The organism is Pseudomonas sp. LFM046 (assembly GCF_000949385.2).
In the GTDB taxonomy this organism is placed as follows: domain Bacteria; phylum Pseudomonadota; class Gammaproteobacteria; order Pseudomonadales; family Pseudomonadaceae; genus Metapseudomonas.
Genome location: NZ_JYKO02000001.1, coordinates 904,584 through 921,019 on the forward strand (window position 1 = coordinate 904,584; position 16,436 = coordinate 921,019).

The 16,436-nt window shown below is 64.4% G+C and carries 13 protein-coding genes; 12 read left to right on the forward strand and 1 reads right to left on the reverse strand.

The features are described from left to right. The first annotated feature begins 1 nt into the window (after position 1). From mraY to lpxC, 10 genes are all read left to right on the forward strand, one after another. Positions 2 to 1,084, forward strand: coding sequence for a phospho-N-acetylmuramoyl-pentapeptide-transferase (mraY, locus tag TQ98_RS04315; protein WP_044872050.1), 1,083 nt, complete (start codon positions 2 to 4; stop codon positions 1,082 to 1,084). 6 nt (positions 1,085 to 1,090) lie between these two features. Next, positions 1,091 to 2,437, forward strand: a complete 1,347-nt coding sequence (murD, locus tag TQ98_RS04320; protein WP_044872049.1) for a UDP-N-acetylmuramoyl-L-alanine--D-glutamate ligase — start codon at positions 1,091 to 1,093, stop codon at positions 2,435 to 2,437. Further along, complete coding sequence (gene ftsW, locus TQ98_RS04325; RefSeq protein ID WP_044872048.1) at positions 2,437 to 3,645, forward strand: putative lipid II flippase FtsW; 1,209 nt, start codon at positions 2,437 to 2,439, stop codon at positions 3,643 to 3,645. The genes murD and ftsW overlap by 1 nt, the downstream gene beginning before the upstream one ends. After that, on the forward strand, positions 3,642 to 4,712 hold the full coding sequence (gene murG / locus TQ98_RS04330) for an undecaprenyldiphospho-muramoylpentapeptide beta-N-acetylglucosaminyltransferase (protein WP_044872047.1): 1,071 nt from the start codon (positions 3,642 to 3,644) through the stop codon (positions 4,710 to 4,712). Before ftsW ends, murG begins: the two co-directional genes overlap by 4 nt. 13 nt (positions 4,713 to 4,725) lie before the next feature. After that, complete coding sequence (gene murC, locus TQ98_RS04335) at positions 4,726 to 6,165, forward strand: UDP-N-acetylmuramate--L-alanine ligase (RefSeq protein ID WP_177410207.1); 1,440 nt, start codon at positions 4,726 to 4,728, stop codon at positions 6,163 to 6,165. After that, a complete protein-coding gene (locus TQ98_RS04340) occupies positions 6,162 to 7,109 on the forward strand; it encodes a D-alanine--D-alanine ligase (protein ID WP_044872045.1) in 948 nt (315 codons plus the stop codon). The genes murC and TQ98_RS04340 overlap by 4 nt, the downstream gene beginning before the upstream one ends. 4 nt (positions 7,110 to 7,113) lie before the next feature. Beyond that, a complete protein-coding gene (locus TQ98_RS04345; protein ID WP_044872044.1) occupies positions 7,114 to 7,977 on the forward strand; it encodes a cell division protein FtsQ/DivIB in 864 nt (287 codons plus the stop codon). 21 nt (positions 7,978 to 7,998) lie between these two features. Continuing rightward, positions 7,999 to 9,249 (forward strand): cell division protein FtsA, encoded by a 1,251-nt coding sequence (gene ftsA / locus TQ98_RS04350; protein WP_044872043.1) that lies wholly within the window; start codon positions 7,999 to 8,001, stop codon positions 9,247 to 9,249. Between the two features lie 48 nt (positions 9,250 to 9,297). Continuing rightward, entirely contained in the window at positions 9,298 to 10,485 is a 1,188-nt protein-coding gene (ftsZ, locus tag TQ98_RS04355; RefSeq protein WP_044872042.1) for a cell division protein FtsZ, read from the forward strand. Positions 10,486 to 10,597: 112 nt separating this feature from the next. Then, positions 10,598 to 11,509, forward strand: coding sequence for a UDP-3-O-acyl-N-acetylglucosamine deacetylase (lpxC, locus tag TQ98_RS04360; RefSeq protein ID WP_044872041.1), 912 nt, complete (start codon positions 10,598 to 10,600; stop codon positions 11,507 to 11,509). Between the two features lie 75 nt (positions 11,510 to 11,584). Here the strand turns inward: lpxC and TQ98_RS04365 are convergent, their stop codons facing one another. Beyond that, positions 11,585 to 12,040 carry a DUF721 domain-containing protein gene (locus TQ98_RS04365; protein ID WP_044872040.1) on the reverse strand — a complete coding sequence of 152 codons (456 nt, stop codon included), beginning with the start codon at positions 12,038 to 12,040 and terminating at the stop codon, positions 11,585 to 11,587. A gap of 283 nt (positions 12,041 to 12,323) precedes the next feature. On the opposite strand from TQ98_RS04365, the gene secA reads away from it, so the two are divergent. Next, entirely contained in the window at positions 12,324 to 15,074 is a 2,751-nt protein-coding gene (gene secA / locus TQ98_RS04370; RefSeq protein WP_103102880.1) for a preprotein translocase subunit SecA, read from the forward strand. A 118-nt stretch (positions 15,075 to 15,192) separates the two neighbouring features. Further along, positions 15,193 to 16,410 (forward strand): bifunctional glutamate N-acetyltransferase/amino-acid acetyltransferase ArgJ, encoded by a 1,218-nt coding sequence (argJ, locus tag TQ98_RS04375; protein ID WP_044872037.1) that lies wholly within the window; start codon positions 15,193 to 15,195, stop codon positions 16,408 to 16,410. Positions 16,411 to 16,436: the final 26 nt, after the last annotated feature.

The window sequence follows — 16,436 nt, forward strand, 5'->3', positions numbered from 1 at the left end:
CATGCTGCTGCTGCTCGCTGAGTACCTGCAACAGTTCTACAAAGGGTTCGGCGTATTCCAGTACCTGACCCTGCGCGGGATTCTCGGCGTCCTGACAGCCCTGTCGCTGTCGCTCTGGCTCGGTCCCTGGATGATCCGTACCCTGCAGATCCGTCAGATCGGCCAGGCCGTGCGTAACGACGGCCCGCAATCGCACCTGTCGAAATCCGGCACGCCGACCATGGGCGGCGCGCTGATCCTGACCGCCATCGCCATCAGCACCCTGCTGTGGGCTGACCTGTCCAACCGCTATGTCTGGGTGGTGCTGGCCGTGACCTTGGCCTTCGGCGCCATTGGCTGGGTCGACGACTACCGCAAGGTGATCGAGAAGAACTCCCGCGGCCTACCGAGCCGCTGGAAGTATTTCTGGCAATCGGTGTTCGGCATCGCTGCCGCGATCTTCCTCTATATGACCGCCAGCACCCCGGCCGAGACGACCCTCATCCTGCCGCTGGTGAAGAACATCGAGATCCCGCTGGGTATCGGCTTCGTCGTGCTGACCTACTTCGTGATCGTCGGCTCCAGCAACGCGGTGAACCTGACTGACGGCCTCGACGGCCTGGCCATCATGCCCACCGTGATGGTCGGCGGTGCGCTGGGAATCTTCTGCTACCTGTCGGGCAACATCAAATTCGCCGAATACCTGCTGATTCCGTACGTACCGGGCTCCGGTGAGCTGATCGTGTTCTGTGCGGCGCTGGTGGGTGCGGGCCTTGGCTTCCTCTGGTTCAACACCTACCCGGCCCAGGTCTTCATGGGTGACGTGGGCGCCCTGGCCCTGGGCGCAGCCCTCGGCACCATCGCCGTGATCGTGCGCCAGGAAGTGGTGCTCTTCATCATGGGCGGCGTGTTCGTGATGGAAACTCTGTCGGTGATGATCCAGGTCGCCTCCTTCAAACTGACCGGTCGTCGTGTTTTCCGCATGGCCCCTATTCATCACCACTTCGAACTGAAAGGCTGGCCCGAACCCCGGGTCATCGTACGGTTCTGGATCATCACCGTGATCCTGGTACTCATTGGCCTCGCCACCCTGAAATTGAGGTAACCGAGAGTGACGCTGATCGCTTCCGACCAGTTCCGCATCGTTGTCGGCCTCGGCAAGAGCGGCATGTCCCTGGTGCGCTTCCTGGCGCACCAGGGCGTTCCGTTTGCCGTGGCTGATACCCGCGCGAACCCGCCGGAGCTGGCGACGCTCCAGAGCCGGTACCCACACGTGGAGGTGCGCTGTGGTGAGCTGGACCCGGACTTCCTCAGCCGTGCCACCGAGCTGTACGTGAGCCCTGGCCTGGCTGTGGCCACACCGGCGCTGCAGGAAGCCGCCCGGCGCGGGGTGAAGCTGTCCGGCGATATCGAGCTCTTCGCCCGTCACGCCAAGGCACCGATCGTCGCCATCACCGGCTCCAACGCCAAGAGCACCGTCACCACCCTGGTTGGCGAGATGGCCCAGGCCGCCGGCAAGCGGGTTGCCGTGGGTGGCAATCTCGGTACGCCGGCGCTGGACCTGCTGGCGGATGATGTCGAACTCTATGTGGTGGAGCTGTCCAGCTTCCAGCTGGAAACCACCGATCGGCTGGGCGCCGAAGTGGCGACTGTGCTGAACGTCAGCGAAGACCACATGGATCGCTATGCCGACATGCAGGCATACCACCTGGCCAAGCACCGCATCTTCCGTGGCGCCCGCCAGGTTGTGGTCAACCGCGGCGACGCACTGTCGCGTCCGTTGGTGGCCGACCAACTGCCCTGCTGGACGTTTGGCCTGAACAAACCCGACTTCAAGTCCTTCGGCCTGATCGAGGAAGAAGGCGAGAAATACCTGGCGTACCAGTTCGACAAGCTGATGACGGTTCGCGAACTGAAGATTCGTGGCGCCCACAACCAGTCCAATGCCTTGGCCGCCCTGGCCCTGGGCCATGCGGTGGGCCTGCCGTTCGAACCCATGCTGGATACCCTGCGGACCTTTGCCGGCCTGGCCCACCGCTGCCAGTGGGTGCGTGAGCTGCGTGAGGTGTCCTACTACGACGATTCCAAGGCCACCAACGTCGGCGCCGCACTGGCAGCCATCGAGGGTCTGGGGGCCGATATCGACGGAAAGCTGGTGCTGATTGCCGGCGGAGATGGCAAAGGTGCCGATTTCTCCGGCCTGAAGACACCAGTGGCGCGTTTCTGCCGCGCCGTGGTGTTGCTGGGTCGCGATGCCGAGCTGATTGCCGAAGCCCTGGGCGACGTCGCTCCGCTGGTACGGGTCAAGACCCTGGACGAGGCGGTGCAGCGATGCGCCGAACTGGCCCAGCCCGGTGATGCCGTGCTGCTGTCGCCGGCCTGCGCCAGCCTGGACATGTTCAAGAACTTCGAAGAACGCGGGCGCTTGTTCGCCCAGGCCGTGGAGGGGCTCGCCTGATGCTGGCCCGTCTGCTCGCCGCCCCGTCGCCGCTGCGCAGCCGCCGCGGCATCGACATCGACTTCCCACTGCTGGCCGGCTGCCTGTCGCTGCTCGGACTTGGCCTGGTGATGATCACCTCGGCGTCCTCGGAAGTTGCGGCGGCGCAGTCCGGCAATCCGCTCTACCACATGATTCGCCACCTGATTTACCTGGCCATCGGCCTCGGCGCAGGGCTGTTGACCCTGCAGGTGCCGATGGCGTTCTGGCAGCGCCACGGCGCGCGACTCATGCTCCTGGCCTTCGTGCTGCTGATCTTGGTGGTGCTGCCGGGCATCGGCCGTGAAATCAACGGTGCCAAGCGCTGGATCGGCTTCGGTTTGTTCAACCTGCAGCCGTCCGAGCTGGCCAAGCTGTTCTCCGTGATGTTCATTGCCGGCTACATGGTGCGTCGCCAGGACGAGGTGCGCGAGAAACTCACCGGTTTCATCAAACCGATGCTGGTGCTCGGGCCCATCGCCTTGCTGCTGCTGGCCGAACCGGACTTCGGCGCCACCGTGGTGCTGGTGGGGTCCTGCATCGCCATGCTGTTCCTTGGCGGCATCAACCTGGTGCGCTTCATTCCCCTGGCCGGCGCGGTACTGGCGGCGGGCGTGTTCGTGATGACCAACCAGAGCTACCGCATGCAGCGCCTGACCAACTTCGTCGACCCCTGGGCCGACCAGTACGGCGCTGGCTACCAACTGAGCCAGGCGCTCATCGCCTTCGGCCGTGGCGAATGGTTCGGCGTGGGCCTGGGCAACAGCATCCAGAAGCAGTTCTACCTGCCGGAAGCCCATACGGACTTCGTCTTCGCCGTGCTGGCGGAGGAGCTGGGCATGGTGGGGGCACTGGCCACCGTGGGCCTGTTCGTCTTTGTCAGCGTGCGCGCGCTCTATATCGGCCTCTGGGCCGAGAAGGCGCGGCAGTATTTCTCCGCCTATGTCGCCTACGGCCTCGCCTTCCTCTGGATTGGTCAGGTGCTGATCAACATCGGCGTGAACATTGGCCTGTTGCCTACCAAGGGCCTGACCCTGCCGTTCCTCAGCTACGGCGGCAGCTCCCTGGTGATCTGCTGCGTCAGCCTCGCGCTGCTCCTGCGGATCGAATGGGAGCGGCGTACCCATCTCGGCAATGAGGAAGTGGAGTTCGCCGAAAGCGATTTCTTTGATGAGGAGGTGCGCCCATGAGCGGCAACGTGCTGATCATGGCTGGCGGCACCGGCGGCCACGTGTTCCCGGCTCTGGCCTGCGCCCGCGAGTTTCAGGCACGCGGCTTCAAGGTGCATTGGCTGGGCACGCCGAAAGGCATCGAGAACGAGCTGGTGCCCCAGGCCGGCCTGCCGCTGCACCTCATCCAGGTGAGCGGCCTGCGTGGCAAGGGGCTGAAGTCCCTGATCAAAGCGCCTTTCGAGCTGCTCAAGTCGCTGTTCCAGGCGCGCCGCATCGTGCGTGAACTGAACCCGGTCTGCGTGCTTGGCATGGGTGGCTACGTCACCGGTCCGGGCGGCCTGGCCGCGCGGCTGTCCGGTGTGCCCCTGATCATCCACGAACAGAACGCCGTGGCAGGTACCGCCAACCGCAGCCTGGCGCCGTTCGCCAGCCGCGTGTGCGAGGCCTTCCCCGAGACCTTCGGGAAAAGCGACAAACGGCGCACCACCGGCAACCCGGTGCGTGAGGAGCTGTTCCTGGAAACCCCGCGTGATGCCCTGCGCGGCCGCAAACCGCGCCTGCTGGTGCTGGGCGGCAGCCTGGGAGCCGAGCCGCTGAACAAGCTGCTACCCGAGGCCCTGGCCAAACTGCCGGCAGACCTGCGTCCGGAAGTCTTCCACCAGGCTGGCCGAAAACATGACGAGATCACTGCGGAGCGTTATCGCGACGCCGCGGTCGAAGCCGAGGTCGCGCCCTTCATCAAGGACATGGCTCGTGCCTACGCCTGGGCCGATCTGGTCATTTGCCGTGCCGGCGCCCTGACCGTGAGCGAACTGGCCGCTGCTGGCCTGCCCTCGTTCCTGGTGCCGCTGCCCCATGCGATCGACGACCACCAGTCGCGCAATGCCGAATACCTGGCGAAGGAGGGCGCGGCTGTCCTTCTTCCGCAACATTCCACTGACGCGGCCAAGCTGGCCGCTCAGCTGACCGAGGTCCTGATGCAACCCGAGAAACTCAAGGCCATGGGTGCTACCGCCCGCCGTCTGGCCAAACCCGCCGCCACCCGTACCGTGGTTGAGATCTGCCTGGAGGTGGTCCGTGGTTGAGAGCCAGAAAGCCATGCCGCAGCCTGAGATGCGCCGCATCCGCCGTATCCACTTCGTCGGTATCGGCGGCGTGGGCATGTGCGGCATCGCCGAAGTGCTGCTGAACCTGGGTTATCGGGTGTCGGGTTCCGATCTCAAGACCTCGGCTGTGACCGATCGCCTGGAAAAGTTCGGTGCCCAGATCTTCATCGGCCATCGCGCCGAGAACGCCGAGCATGCCGACGTGCTGGTGGTATCCAGCGCCGTCAACCAGTCCAACCCCGAGGTTGCCGTCGCCCTCGAGCGCCGCATCCCGGTGGTGCCGCGCGCCGAGATGCTGGCTGAGCTGATGCGCTACCGCCATGGCATCGCCGTCGCCGGGACCCACGGCAAGACCACCACCACCAGCCTGATCGCGTCGGTATTCGCCGCTGGCGGCCTGGACCCGACCTTCGTCATCGGTGGTCGCCTGAACGCCGCTGGCACCAATGCCCAGCTGGGCACCAGCCGCTATCTGGTCGCCGAGGCGGACGAGAGCGACGCCAGCTTCCTGCACCTGCAGCCGATGGTGGCCGTGGTCACCAATATCGATGCCGACCACATGAGCACCTACGAAGGGGACTTCAACAAACTGAAGAAGACCTTCGTGGAATTCCTCCACAACCTGCCGTTCTACGGGTTGGCCGTGCTGTGCGTGGATGACCCCGTGGTTCGCGAGATCCTGCCCCAGGTGGCTCGCCCGACCGTGACCTACGGTTTCGCCGAGGACGCCGACGTGCGTGCCATCAACGTGCGTCAGGAAGGCATGCGCACCTGGTTCACTGTCCTGCGCAAGGACCGTGAGCCGCTGGATGTCTCGGTGAACATGCCGGGCAATCACAACGTACTGAACTCCCTGGCCACCATTGCCATCGCGACCGACGAAGGCATCAGCGACGAAGCCATCGTCCAGGGCTTGTCGGGCTTCCAGGGCGTCGGCCGTCGTTTCCAGGTCTACGGCGAGCTGCCAGTCGACGGCGGTAGCGTGATGCTGGTTGACGACTACGGCCACCACCCCCGCGAAGTGGCGGCGGTGATCAAGGCCGTTCGGGGGGGCTGGCCGGAGCGCCGCCTGGTGATGGTCTACCAGCCGCACCGTTACAGCCGTACTCGCGATCTCTATGACGATTTCGTGCAGGTGCTGAGCGAGGCCAACGTGCTGCTGTTGATGGAGGTCTACCCGGCCGGCGAAGAGCCGATTCCCGGCGCTGACAGCCGCCAGCTCTGCCACAGCATTCGCCAGCGCGGCCAACTGGACCCGATCTACATCGAGCGTGGCACTGACCTGGCGCCCCTGGTCAAGCCGCTGCTGCGTGCCGGCGACATCCTGCTTTGCCAGGGGGCCGGCGATATCGGTGCGCTGGCGCCGCAATTGATTCAGAACCCGCTGTTTGGCGGTCAGTCCGATGACGCCGCCAAGAGGAAGACGAAATGAGCGCGAAACTGAAATCCACCCTCGAGCCGGCCGCATTCGGCCGGGTTGCCGTGCTCTACGGCGGCAAGAGTGCCGAGCGCGAGGTTTCGCTGAAATCCGGCTCCATGGTGCTGCAGGCGCTTCAGGCCGCAGGTGTGGACGCCTTCGGCATCGATGTTGGCGACGACCTGCTGCAGCGCCTGCAGGCTGAGAAGATCGACCGTGCCTTCATCATCCTCCACGGCCGTGGTGGCGAAGACGGCAGCATGCAGGGCCTGCTGGAGTGCCTGGGCATTCCCTACACCGGCAGCGGCATCCTGGCGTCCGCTCTGGCCATGGACAAGCTGCGTACCAAGCAGCTGTGGATCAGCCTCGGCTTGCCGACGCCGCGCCATGCCGTGCTGGCCAGCGAAGAAGATTGCCGCAAGGCCGCAGCCGAGCTGGGCTTCCCGCTGATCGTCAAGCCGGCCCACGAAGGTTCCAGCATCGGCATGGCCAAGGTGGAGAATGTCGAGGCGCTGATCGAAGCCTGGCGCGATGCTGGCGTCTACGACCCGCAGGTGCTGGTGGAGCAGTGGATCCACGGCCCGGAATTTACCGTCGCCTGGCTGCGCGGCGAGGTGCTGCCGCCCATCCGTCTCGGCACTCCGCACACGTTCTATGACTACGACGCCAAGTACTTGGCCAGTGATACCCGCTACCAGATCCCCTGTGGCCTGGATGCGGACAAAGAGGGGGAGCTGAAGCAGCTCACCGCGCGCGCCTGCGAAACCCTCGGCATCCAGGGCTGGGCCCGTGCCGACGTGATGCAGGACGCCGACGGACGCTTCTGGCTCCTCGAAGTCAACACCGCACCGGGCATGACTGATCACAGCCTGGTGCCCATGGCCGCACGCGCTGCGGGTCTGGATTTCCAGCAATTGGTGCTGGCGATCCTCGCCGACAGCGTCGAGGCAAGGGGCTGATCCCATGCGTAGCGCCACTATCCGCCGTCAGGAACCCGTAATCGGCCGCGTCGCTCCGTCGCGTAAGCCGGTGCCGCGTGGCGCCAGTCGGATGGTGGCCAAGGAGCCGCTGTCGCAGCGCCTGCCCAAGCCGAGCTTCGGCTTCCTCAGGAAGCTGGCCTGGCCGGTGATGTTGGCGGTGCTCGGCTTCGGTGCCTATGAAGCGGCGCAGCGGCTGCTGCCCTACGCCGACCGGCCCATCGCCAAGGTCAATGTGCAGGGCGACCTGAGCTACATCAGCCAACAGGCGGTGCAGCAGCGGATTGCCCCGTACATCGCGGCGAGCTTCTTCAGCATCGACCTGGCGAGCATGCGCCGCGAGCTGGAACAGATGCCCTGGATCGCCCATGCCGAGGTACGCCGGGTATGGCCGGACCAGGTGATGGTCCGCCTGGAAGAACAACTGCCCATCGCCCGCTGGGGCGACGAGGCACTGCTGAACAACCAGGGCCAGGCATTCGCCCCGCGCGAGCTGGCCCACTATGAACAGCTGCCCCAGCTCTGGGGCCCGCAGCGGGCCCAGGAGCAGGTGATGCAGCAATACCAGATGCTCAGCCAGATGCTGCGCCCGCTCGGCTTCTCCATAGCCCGGCTGGAGCTGCGCGAGCGCGGTAGTTGGTTCCTGTCCACCGGCCAGGGCGTCGAGCTCTTGCTGGGACGGGATCACCTGGTGGAGAAAATGCGACGTTTCATCTCGATCTACGAGAAAACGCTGAAGGACCAGATGGCGAACATAGAGCGCGTCGACTTGCGCTATCCCAATGGCCTGTCTGTGGCCTGGCGGGCGTCGGTCGAAGCCCCGGCGGCGACCACGGTCGCCGTGCAGTGAATTAGAGAGAAGGTTAGAACCATGGCAAGCGTACAGAGCGGCAAGATGATCGTCGGCCTGGACATCGGCACCTCCAAGGTGGTGGCGCTGGTGGGCGAGATCGCAGCCGACGGCCAACTGGAAATCGTCGGCATTGGCACCCATCCGTCGCGCGGCCTGAAGAAGGGCGTGGTGGTGAACATCGAATCCACCGTGCAATCGATCCAGCGCGCAGTGGAAGAGGCCCAACTGATGGCGGGCTGCCGCATCCACTCGGCGTTCGTCGGCATCGCCGGCAATCACATCCGCAGCCTGAACTCCCACGGCATTGTGGCGATCCGCGACCGCGAGGTGAGCGGCGCCGACATCGAGCGCGTGCTGGACGCCGCCCAGGCCGTGGCTATTCCGGCTGACCAGCGCGTGCTGCACACCCTGGCCCAGGACTACGTGATCGACAACCAGGAAGGCGTGCGCGAGCCGCTCGGCATGTCCGGCGTGCGCCTGGAAGCCAAGGTGCACGTAGTGACCTGTGCAGTGAATGCGGCGCAGAACATCGAGAAGTGCGTGCGCCGCTGCGGCCTGGAAGTGGACGACATCATCCTGGAGCAACTGGCCTCGGCCTACTCGGTACTGACCGACGACGAGAAGGAACTGGGCGTCTGCCTGGTGGACATCGGTGGCGGCACCACTGACATCGCCATCTTCACTGAGGGCGCCATCCGCCATACCGCGGTGATCCCGATCGCCGGCGACCAGGTGACCAACGACATCGCCATGGCCCTGCGTACCCCGACCCAGTACGCCGAAGAGATCAAGATCCGCTACGCCTGCGCCCTGGCCAAGCTGGCCGGTGCCGGCGAAACCATCAAGGTGCCCAGCGTTGGCGACCGCCCGCCGCGCGAACTGTCGCGCCAAGCCCTGGCCGAAGTGGTCGAGCCTCGTTACGACGAGCTGTTCACGCTGGTCCAGGCGGAGCTGCGTCGCAGCGGCTACGAGGACCTGATCCCGGCAGGCATCGTCCTCACCGGCGGCACTGCGAAGATGGAAGGCGCGGTGGAACTGGCCGAAGAGATTTTCCACATGCCGGTGCGCCTCGGCGTGCCGCATAGCGTGAAGGGGCTCGCCGACGTCGTGCGCAACCCCATCTACTCCACGGGCGTGGGTCTTCTGCTGTACGGGCTGCGCAAGCAGTCTGATGGCATGCCCGCGTCCACTGGCAGCTTTGGCTATAGCGAAGAACCCAAGGCCCCTGTGCTGGAAAGGCTGAAGCGCTGGGTTCAGGGCAATTTTTAAACGCGGTACGCAGTAGGCGAAAAACTAAAAAAGGAAGGAGAGGGGAAAATGTTCGAACTCGTAGATAACGTTCCGCAAACAGCGGTAATCAAAGTGATCGGTGTCGGTGGTGGCGGTGGCAACGCCGTGAACCACATGGCCAAGAGCAACATCGAAGGCGTCGAGTTCATCTGCGCCAACACCGATGCCCAGGCGCTGAAGAACATTGGCGCGCGCACCGTCCTGCAACTCGGCCCGGGCGTGACCAAGGGCCTCGGCGCCGGCGCCAACCCCGAAGTCGGCCGCCAGGCTGCCATCGAGGACCGCGACCGCATCGCTGAAGTGCTGCAGGGCGCCGACATGGTCTTCATCACCACCGGCATGGGCGGCGGTACCGGTACCGGTGCGGCGCCGATCATCGCTGAAGTGGCCAAGGAAATGGGCATCCTCACCGTTGCGGTGGTGACCCGTCCGTTCCCGTTCGAAGGCCGCAAGCGCATGCAGATCGCCGATGAAGGCATCCGCTCCCTGGCCGAAAGCGTCGACTCGCTGATCACCATCCCCAACGAGAAGCTGCTGACCATCCTCGGCAAGGACGCCAGCCTGCTGGCCGCTTTCGCCAAGGCGGACGACGTGCTGGCCGGCGCTGTGCGCGGTATCTCCGACATCATCAAGCGCCCCGGCATGATCAACGTCGACTTCGCCGACGTTAAGACCGTGATGGGTGAAATGGGCATGGCCATGATGGGCACCGGCTGCGCCAGCGGTCCGAACCGCGCCCGCGAAGCCACCGAGGCAGCCATCCGCAACCCGCTGCTGGACGACGTCAACCTGCAGGGCGCGCGCGGCATCCTGGTGAACATCACCGCCGGTCCCGACCTGTCCCTGGGCGAGTACTCCGACGTGGGTAACATCATCGAGCAGTTCGCTTCCGAGCACGCCACCGTCAAGGTGGGCACCGTGATCGATCCGGACATGCGCGACGAACTGCACGTGACCGTAGTGGCCACTGGCCTGGGCGCGCGCATCGAGAAGCCGGTCAAGGTGGTCGACAACACCGTTCAGGCAGCCGCCGTGGCCACCGCCACCGTAGCCGCCCGTCCGGAGCAGCCGTCGGTCAACTACCGCGACCTGGATCGCCCGACTGTGATGCGCAATCAGGCTCACGCCGGCGCGGCCACTGCGGCCAAGCTGAACACGCAGGATGATCTGGATTATCTGGATATTCCGGCATTCCTGCGTCGCCAGGCTGATTGATGGACTGTATCAGGAGCATTAGGGTGATTGGTGTTCAGCAAAGGGCGGTTCTGCTATTATCGCCGCCCATTGTTGAAAACAGTTCGCAACTTGCGCTCAAGCGGCCAATGCCATGATCAGACAACGCACTCTCAAGAACATTATCCGTGCCACTGGCGTGGGGCTGCATTCCGGGGAAAAGGTCTACCTGACCCTGAAGCCCGCGCCGGTAGACACCGGCATAGTGTTTCGCCGTACCGACCTCGAACCCGTGGTGGACATCCCCGCGCGTGCCGAGAATGTCGGTGAGACCACCATGTCGACCACGCTGATCAACGGCGAGGTCAAGGTGGACACCGTGGAGCACCTGCTTTCGGCCATGGCTGGCCTGGGCATCGACAACGCCTACGTCGAACTCTCCGCGTCGGAAGTGCCGATCATGGACGGCAGCGCCGGTCCCTTCGTCTTCCTGATTCAATCCGCCGGCCTGCAGGAGCAGGACGCGCCGAAGAAGTTCATCCGCATCCTGCGCGAAGTGACTGTGGAGGAGGGCGACAAGCGCGCCACCTTCGTGCCCTTCGACGGTTTCAAGGTGAGCTTCGAGATCGATTTCGATCACCCGGTATTCCGCAACCGTACCCAGAGTGCGAGCGTGGATTTCTCCAGCACCTCGTTCGTCAAGGAGGTCAGCCGTGCGCGGACCTTCGGCTTCATGCGCGACATCGAGTTCCTGCGTTCCCAGAACCTGGCACTCGGCGGCAGCGTGGAGAACGCCATCGTGGTTGACGAGAACCAGGTGCTCAACGAAGACGGCCTGCGTTACGAGGACGAGTTCGTCAAGCACAAGATTCTCGATGCGATCGGTGACCTCTACCTGCTCGGCAATAGTCTGATCGGCGAATTCCGTGGCTTCAAGTCGGGCCACGCGCTGAACAACCGCCTGCTGCGCCAGCTCATCGAGCAGAAGGACGCCTGGGAAGTGGTGACCTTCGAGGATGCCAGGACTGCGCCTATCTCCTATATGCGACCGGTAGCAGCCGTTTAAGCAATACCCTCTTTCCTGACTTCAAAGGCCACCCTCGGGTGGCCTTTTTTTATGCCTGTCTGAAGGGGACCAAGCTCAGTCCTTTGGCTTACCGTGGCGAGCGAGACGCTCAAGGGCTTCACGCAGCCTGGGGTCGCTGACGGTTTCGGCGGTGGATTCCAGGCTTTCTGCCGCCGCGGGGGAGAGTCGGCCTTCGGTCACCGGCGCGCTGGTGGCGCCGTAGCTTGGCTGTACCTTGAACACGATGCGTTCCAGTCCGGCGAAAGCCTCGAAGGCCTTCAACTGGCGCAACAGGCGGGCCTGCTGGTAGCGCAGCCGGGTGGCCCAGTGGCCGTCGGTCACGATGAGCAGCAGCCTGCCCTCACGCCAGGAGGCAACATGGCAGTGTTCGCGGGCGGCAGGCTGCAACTGGCTGGCGAGCAGTTGCTGCAGCTGGTCGATGCGCTGGGCCTCGTTGAACAGCGCCCGTAGCGGCTTCTCCTCGCGCAGCAGCGCGGCGGGGGAGCGGGCGGGCAGGGGACGGAATGCCATGGTGGGTGCTTGAAGGAAATCGCGATGCCCCAATATTAACAGAAGCGAACTGTTGCCCCGGTGTTCCAAGGCCGCCGGACCTGCCACTTCCTCCGTTTTGCCGGAGTGCGAGGGCGCCGCGCTGGGGGACACCACCTCAACAGGTTCTGACGGGGGCTGGGAAGTGCACCCGCTTTCCTCGACAAGGAATCCGAGTAGAATGCCCCCTTCGCAAGCAGCCATGGCGGCTGCGCGGGCGACTCCAGGCCGCCCTCCATCCCAATGTGTGGAAGATCCTCTCTATATGTTTGCGCCATTGTTGAAGAAACTCTTTGGAAGCAAGAACGAACGCGAAGTGAAGCGTATGGCCAAGGTTGTCCAGGCCGTCAACGCGTTCGAAGAGCAGATGGTTGCCCTGTCCGATGACCAGCTGCGCGCCAAGACCGAAGAGTTCAAGGCGCGCCTGGCCAAGGGAGAGACCCTGGACCAGCTGTTGCCGGAAGCCTTCGCCGTGGCACGGGAGGCCGGCAAGCGCGTCATGGGCATGCGCCACTTCGACGTCCAGCTGATCGGCGGCATGACCTTGCACGAAGGCAAGATCGCCGAGATGCGCACCGGCGAGGGCAAGACCCTGGTGGGAACCCTGGCGGTTTACCTCAATGCGCTGTCCGGCAAGGGCGTGCACGTGGTCACCGTGAACGACTACCTGGCCCGCCGCGACGCCAACTGGATGCGTCCGCTCTATGAATTCCTCGGCCTGTCCGTTGGCATCGTCACCCCCTTCCAGCCGCCGGAAGAGAAGCGCGCCGCCTACGCCTCCGACATCACCTACGGCACCAACAACGAGTTCGGCTTCGACTACCTGCGCGACAACATGGCATTCAGCACGGATGACAAATTCCAGCGCGAGCTGAATTTCTCCGTGATCGACGAAGTGGACTCCATTCTCATCGACGAAGCGCGCACTCCGCTGATCATCTCCGGCCAGGCCGAAGACAGCTCCAAGCTCTACATCCAGATCAACAAGCTGATCCCGCGCCTCAAGCAGCACATCGAAGAAGTGGAAGGCCAGGTCACCCAGGAAGGCCACTACTCGGTGGACGAGAAGACCCGCCAGGTCGAGCTCAACGAGATGGGCCACCAGTTCATCGAGGAAATGCTGACCCAGGCTGGCCTGCTGGCCGAGGGCGAGAGCCTCTACTCGGCGCACAACCTCAGCCTGCTGACCCACGTCTACGCCGCGCTGCGCGCCCACACCCTGTTCCACCGCAATATCGAATACATCGTGCAGAACGACCAGGTGCTGCTGATCGACGAGCACACCGGCCGTACCATGCCCGGCCGTCGCCTGTCCGAGGGCCTGCACCAGGCCATCGAGGCCAAGGAAAACCTGCCGATCCAGGCGGAAAGCCAGACCCTGGCCTCCACCACCTTCCAGAACTACTTCCGCCTCTACAAGAAGCTGTCCGGCATGACCGGCACCGCTGACACCGAGGCCTTCGAGTTCCGCCAGATCTACGGCCTGGACGTCGTGGTGATCCCGACCCACCGCCCCGTTGCCCGTAAGGACTTCAACGACCTGGTCTACCTGACCCAGGAAGAAAAGTTCGCCGCCATCATCAGTGACATCAAGGAATGCCAGGCCAGTGGCCGTCCGGCGCTGGTGGGTACCGCCTCGATCGAAAGCTCCGAGTACGTTTCCCAGCTGCTGATCAAGGCAGGCATCGAGCACAAGGTGCTGAACGCCAAGTACCACGAGAAGGAAGCAGAAATCATCGCCCAGGCCGGTCGTCCCGGCGCTGTGACCATCGCCACCAACATGGCCGGTCGTGGTACCGACATCCTCCTCGGCGGTAACTGGGAAGCTGAAGTCGCCGCCCTGGAAGCCCCGACCGACGAGCAGGTCGCGCAGATCAAGGCCGAGTGGCAGAAGCGCCACCAGCAAGTGATCGAGGCCGGTGGCCTGCACGTAGTAGCCTCCGAGCGTCACGAATCCCGCCGTATCGACAACCAGCTGCGGGGTCGCGCCGGCCGTCAGGGTGACCCGGGTTCCAGCCGCTTCTACCTGTCGCTGGAAGACAACCTCATGCGCATCTTCGCCTCCGACCGGGTGAAGAACTTCATGAAGGCCCTCGGCATGCAGTCTGGCGAGGCCATCGAGCACCGCATGGTGACCAACGCCATCGAGAAGGCCCAGCGCAAGGTCGAAGGCCGCAACTTCGACATCCGTAAGCAGCTCCTCGAATACGACGACGTGGCCAACGAGCAGCGCAAGGTGATCTACCACATGCGCAACAGCCTGCTGGCGGCCGAAGACATCGGCGACACCATTGTCGAGTTCCGCGAGGAAGTGCTGAACAGCACCATCGACGCCCACATTCCGCCGCAGTCCATGCCGGAGCAGTGGGATGTCTCCGGTCTGGAAAACGCGCTGTACAGCGATTTCGGTCTGAAGCTGCCGATCCAGCAGTGGCTCGACGAGGACGAGAAGCTCTACGAAGAAACCCTGCGCGAGAAGATCCTCGCCCAGCTGCTGGCCGCCTACAACGAGAAGGAAGACCTCGCTGGCGCAGAAGCCCTGCGTGCCTTCGAGAAACAGATGCTGCTGCGCGTGCTGGACGACCTGTGGAAGGACCACCTGTCCACCATGGATCACCTGCGTCACGGCATCCACCTGCGCGGCTACGCCCAGAAGAACCCGAAGCAGGAGTACAAGCGCGAGTCCTTTACCCTGTTCCAGGACCTGCTCGACTCCATCAAGCGCGACACCATTCGCGTTCTTTCCCACGTTCAGGTGCGTCGCGAGGACCCCGCCGAGGAAGAAGCGCGTCTGCGCCGCGAGGCCGAGGAATTGGCCCAACGCATGCAGTTCCAGCATGCTGCTGCGCCCAGCATGGTTGACGTAGAAGCCGCCGAGGCCGCCGAAGAGCAGGACGACGTAGCCGTCGCCACGGCTGCAGCCCCGGTTCGCACCGAGCCCAAGGTAGGCCGTAACGAGCCCTGCCCCTGCGGTTCCGGCAAGAAGTACAAGCACTGCCACGGTCAAATCAACTAAGGCTCTGCTGCTGTTCCAACGCCGCGACCGGCCCTGCCGCTCGCGGCGTTTTTCCAGATAACCCCAGGCCGCCTGCGCTGTCCGCAGCCGGTCCCCTGATCACAAAGGAGCGCTCCCCATGGCTGTTGGTCTTGGCCCTCTGCCTACCCTGCACCCGGTACCCGGTTTCGAACTCGGCATCGCCTCTGCCGGCATCAAGCGCCCCGGGCGCAAGGACGTGGTGGTGATGCGCTGTGCCGCAGGTTCCACCGTGGCCGGAGTGACCACCACCAACGCCTTCTGTGCCGCCCCTGTGCTGATCACCCGTGAGCGCGTGGCCGGCGATGTCCGCTATCTGCTGACCAACACCGGCAACGCCAACGCCGGCACCGGCCCGGACGGCCTGGTCCGTGCCCGTCGCGCCTGCGCGAAACTGGCCGAGCTGGCTGGCGTGAGTGAAGACGCTGTGCTGCCGTTCTCCACCGGCGTGATCGGTGAGCCGCTGCCGGTCGAGAAGATCGAAGCCGCGCTGCCCGCTGCCCTGGAGGATCTGAAGGTCGACAACTGGGCCCAGGCTGCCGAAGGCATCATGACCACCGACACCCTGCCCAAGGGGGCCAGCCGCCAGTTCCAGCACGACGGCGTGACCATCACCGTCACCGGCATCAGCAAGGGCGCCGGCATGATCCGCCCGAACATGGCCACCATGCTCGGTTACATCGCCACCGACGCCAAGGTGGCCCGCGACGTGCTGCACGCCTTGGTGCGCGATGCGGCGAACAAGTCCTTCAACCGCATCACCATCGACGGCGACACCTCCACCAACGACTGCTGCATGCTGATCGCCACCGGCCAGGCCGCCCTGCCCGAAATCACCGCTGCCAGCGGCGACCTGTTCGCCAAGCTGAAGCAAGCCGTGTTCGATGTGTTCATGGAAATTGCCCAGGCCATCGTCCGTGACGGCGAAGGCGCTACCAAGTTCGTCACCGTGGAAGTGAACGGTGGTGGCAACCACCAGGAGTGCCTGGACGTGGCCTACGCCGTGGCCCACTCGCCGCTGATCAAGACGGCACTGTTCGCCTCCGATCCGAACTGGGGCCGCATCCTCGCCGCCGTGGGCTATGCCGGTGTGCCGAACCTGGACGTGAGCAAGATCGACGTCTTCCTCGGCGAAGTCTGCATCGCTAGCCAGGGCGGCCGCGCGGCCACCTACACCGAGGCGCAGGGCGCAGCGGTAATGGCCCGCGAGGAAATCAGCATTCGCATCGAATTGGGTCGTGGCGACTGCAGCGAAACCATCTGGACCACCGACCTGTCCCACGAATACGTGAAGATCAACGCGGAATACCGGACGTAATCCAGTCGCCCTCGCATTCCCGATTT

Bases quoted from the DNA above. Each gene is read 5' to 3' on its own strand.
- mraY (WP_044872050.1), top strand. From the start codon at position 2: ATGCTGCTGCTGCTCGCTGAGTACCTGCAACAGTTCTACAAAGGGTTC.
- ftsW (WP_044872048.1), top strand. From the start codon at position 2,437: ATGCTGGCCCGTCTGCTCGCCGCCCCGTCGCCGCTGCGCAGCCGCCGC.
- murG (WP_044872047.1), top strand. From the start codon at position 3,642: ATGAGCGGCAACGTGCTGATCATGGCTGGCGGCACCGGCGGCCACGTG.
- murC (WP_177410207.1), top strand. From the start codon at position 4,726: ATGCCGCAGCCTGAGATGCGCCGCATCCGCCGTATCCACTTCGTCGGT.
- TQ98_RS04340 (WP_044872045.1), top strand. From the start codon at position 6,162: ATGAGCGCGAAACTGAAATCCACCCTCGAGCCGGCCGCATTCGGCCGG.
- TQ98_RS04345 (WP_044872044.1), top strand. From the start codon at position 7,114: ATGCGTAGCGCCACTATCCGCCGTCAGGAACCCGTAATCGGCCGCGTC.
- ftsA (WP_044872043.1), top strand. From the start codon at position 7,999: ATGGCAAGCGTACAGAGCGGCAAGATGATCGTCGGCCTGGACATCGGC.
- ftsZ (WP_044872042.1), top strand. From the start codon at position 9,298: ATGTTCGAACTCGTAGATAACGTTCCGCAAACAGCGGTAATCAAAGTG.
- lpxC (WP_044872041.1), top strand. From the start codon at position 10,598: ATGATCAGACAACGCACTCTCAAGAACATTATCCGTGCCACTGGCGTG.
- TQ98_RS04365 (WP_044872040.1), bottom strand. From the start codon at position 12,040: ATGGCATTCCGTCCCCTGCCCGCCCGCTCCCCCGCCGCGCTGCTGCGC.
- secA (WP_103102880.1), top strand. From the start codon at position 12,324: ATGTTTGCGCCATTGTTGAAGAAACTCTTTGGAAGCAAGAACGAACGC.
- argJ (WP_044872037.1), top strand. From the start codon at position 15,193: ATGGCTGTTGGTCTTGGCCCTCTGCCTACCCTGCACCCGGTACCCGGT.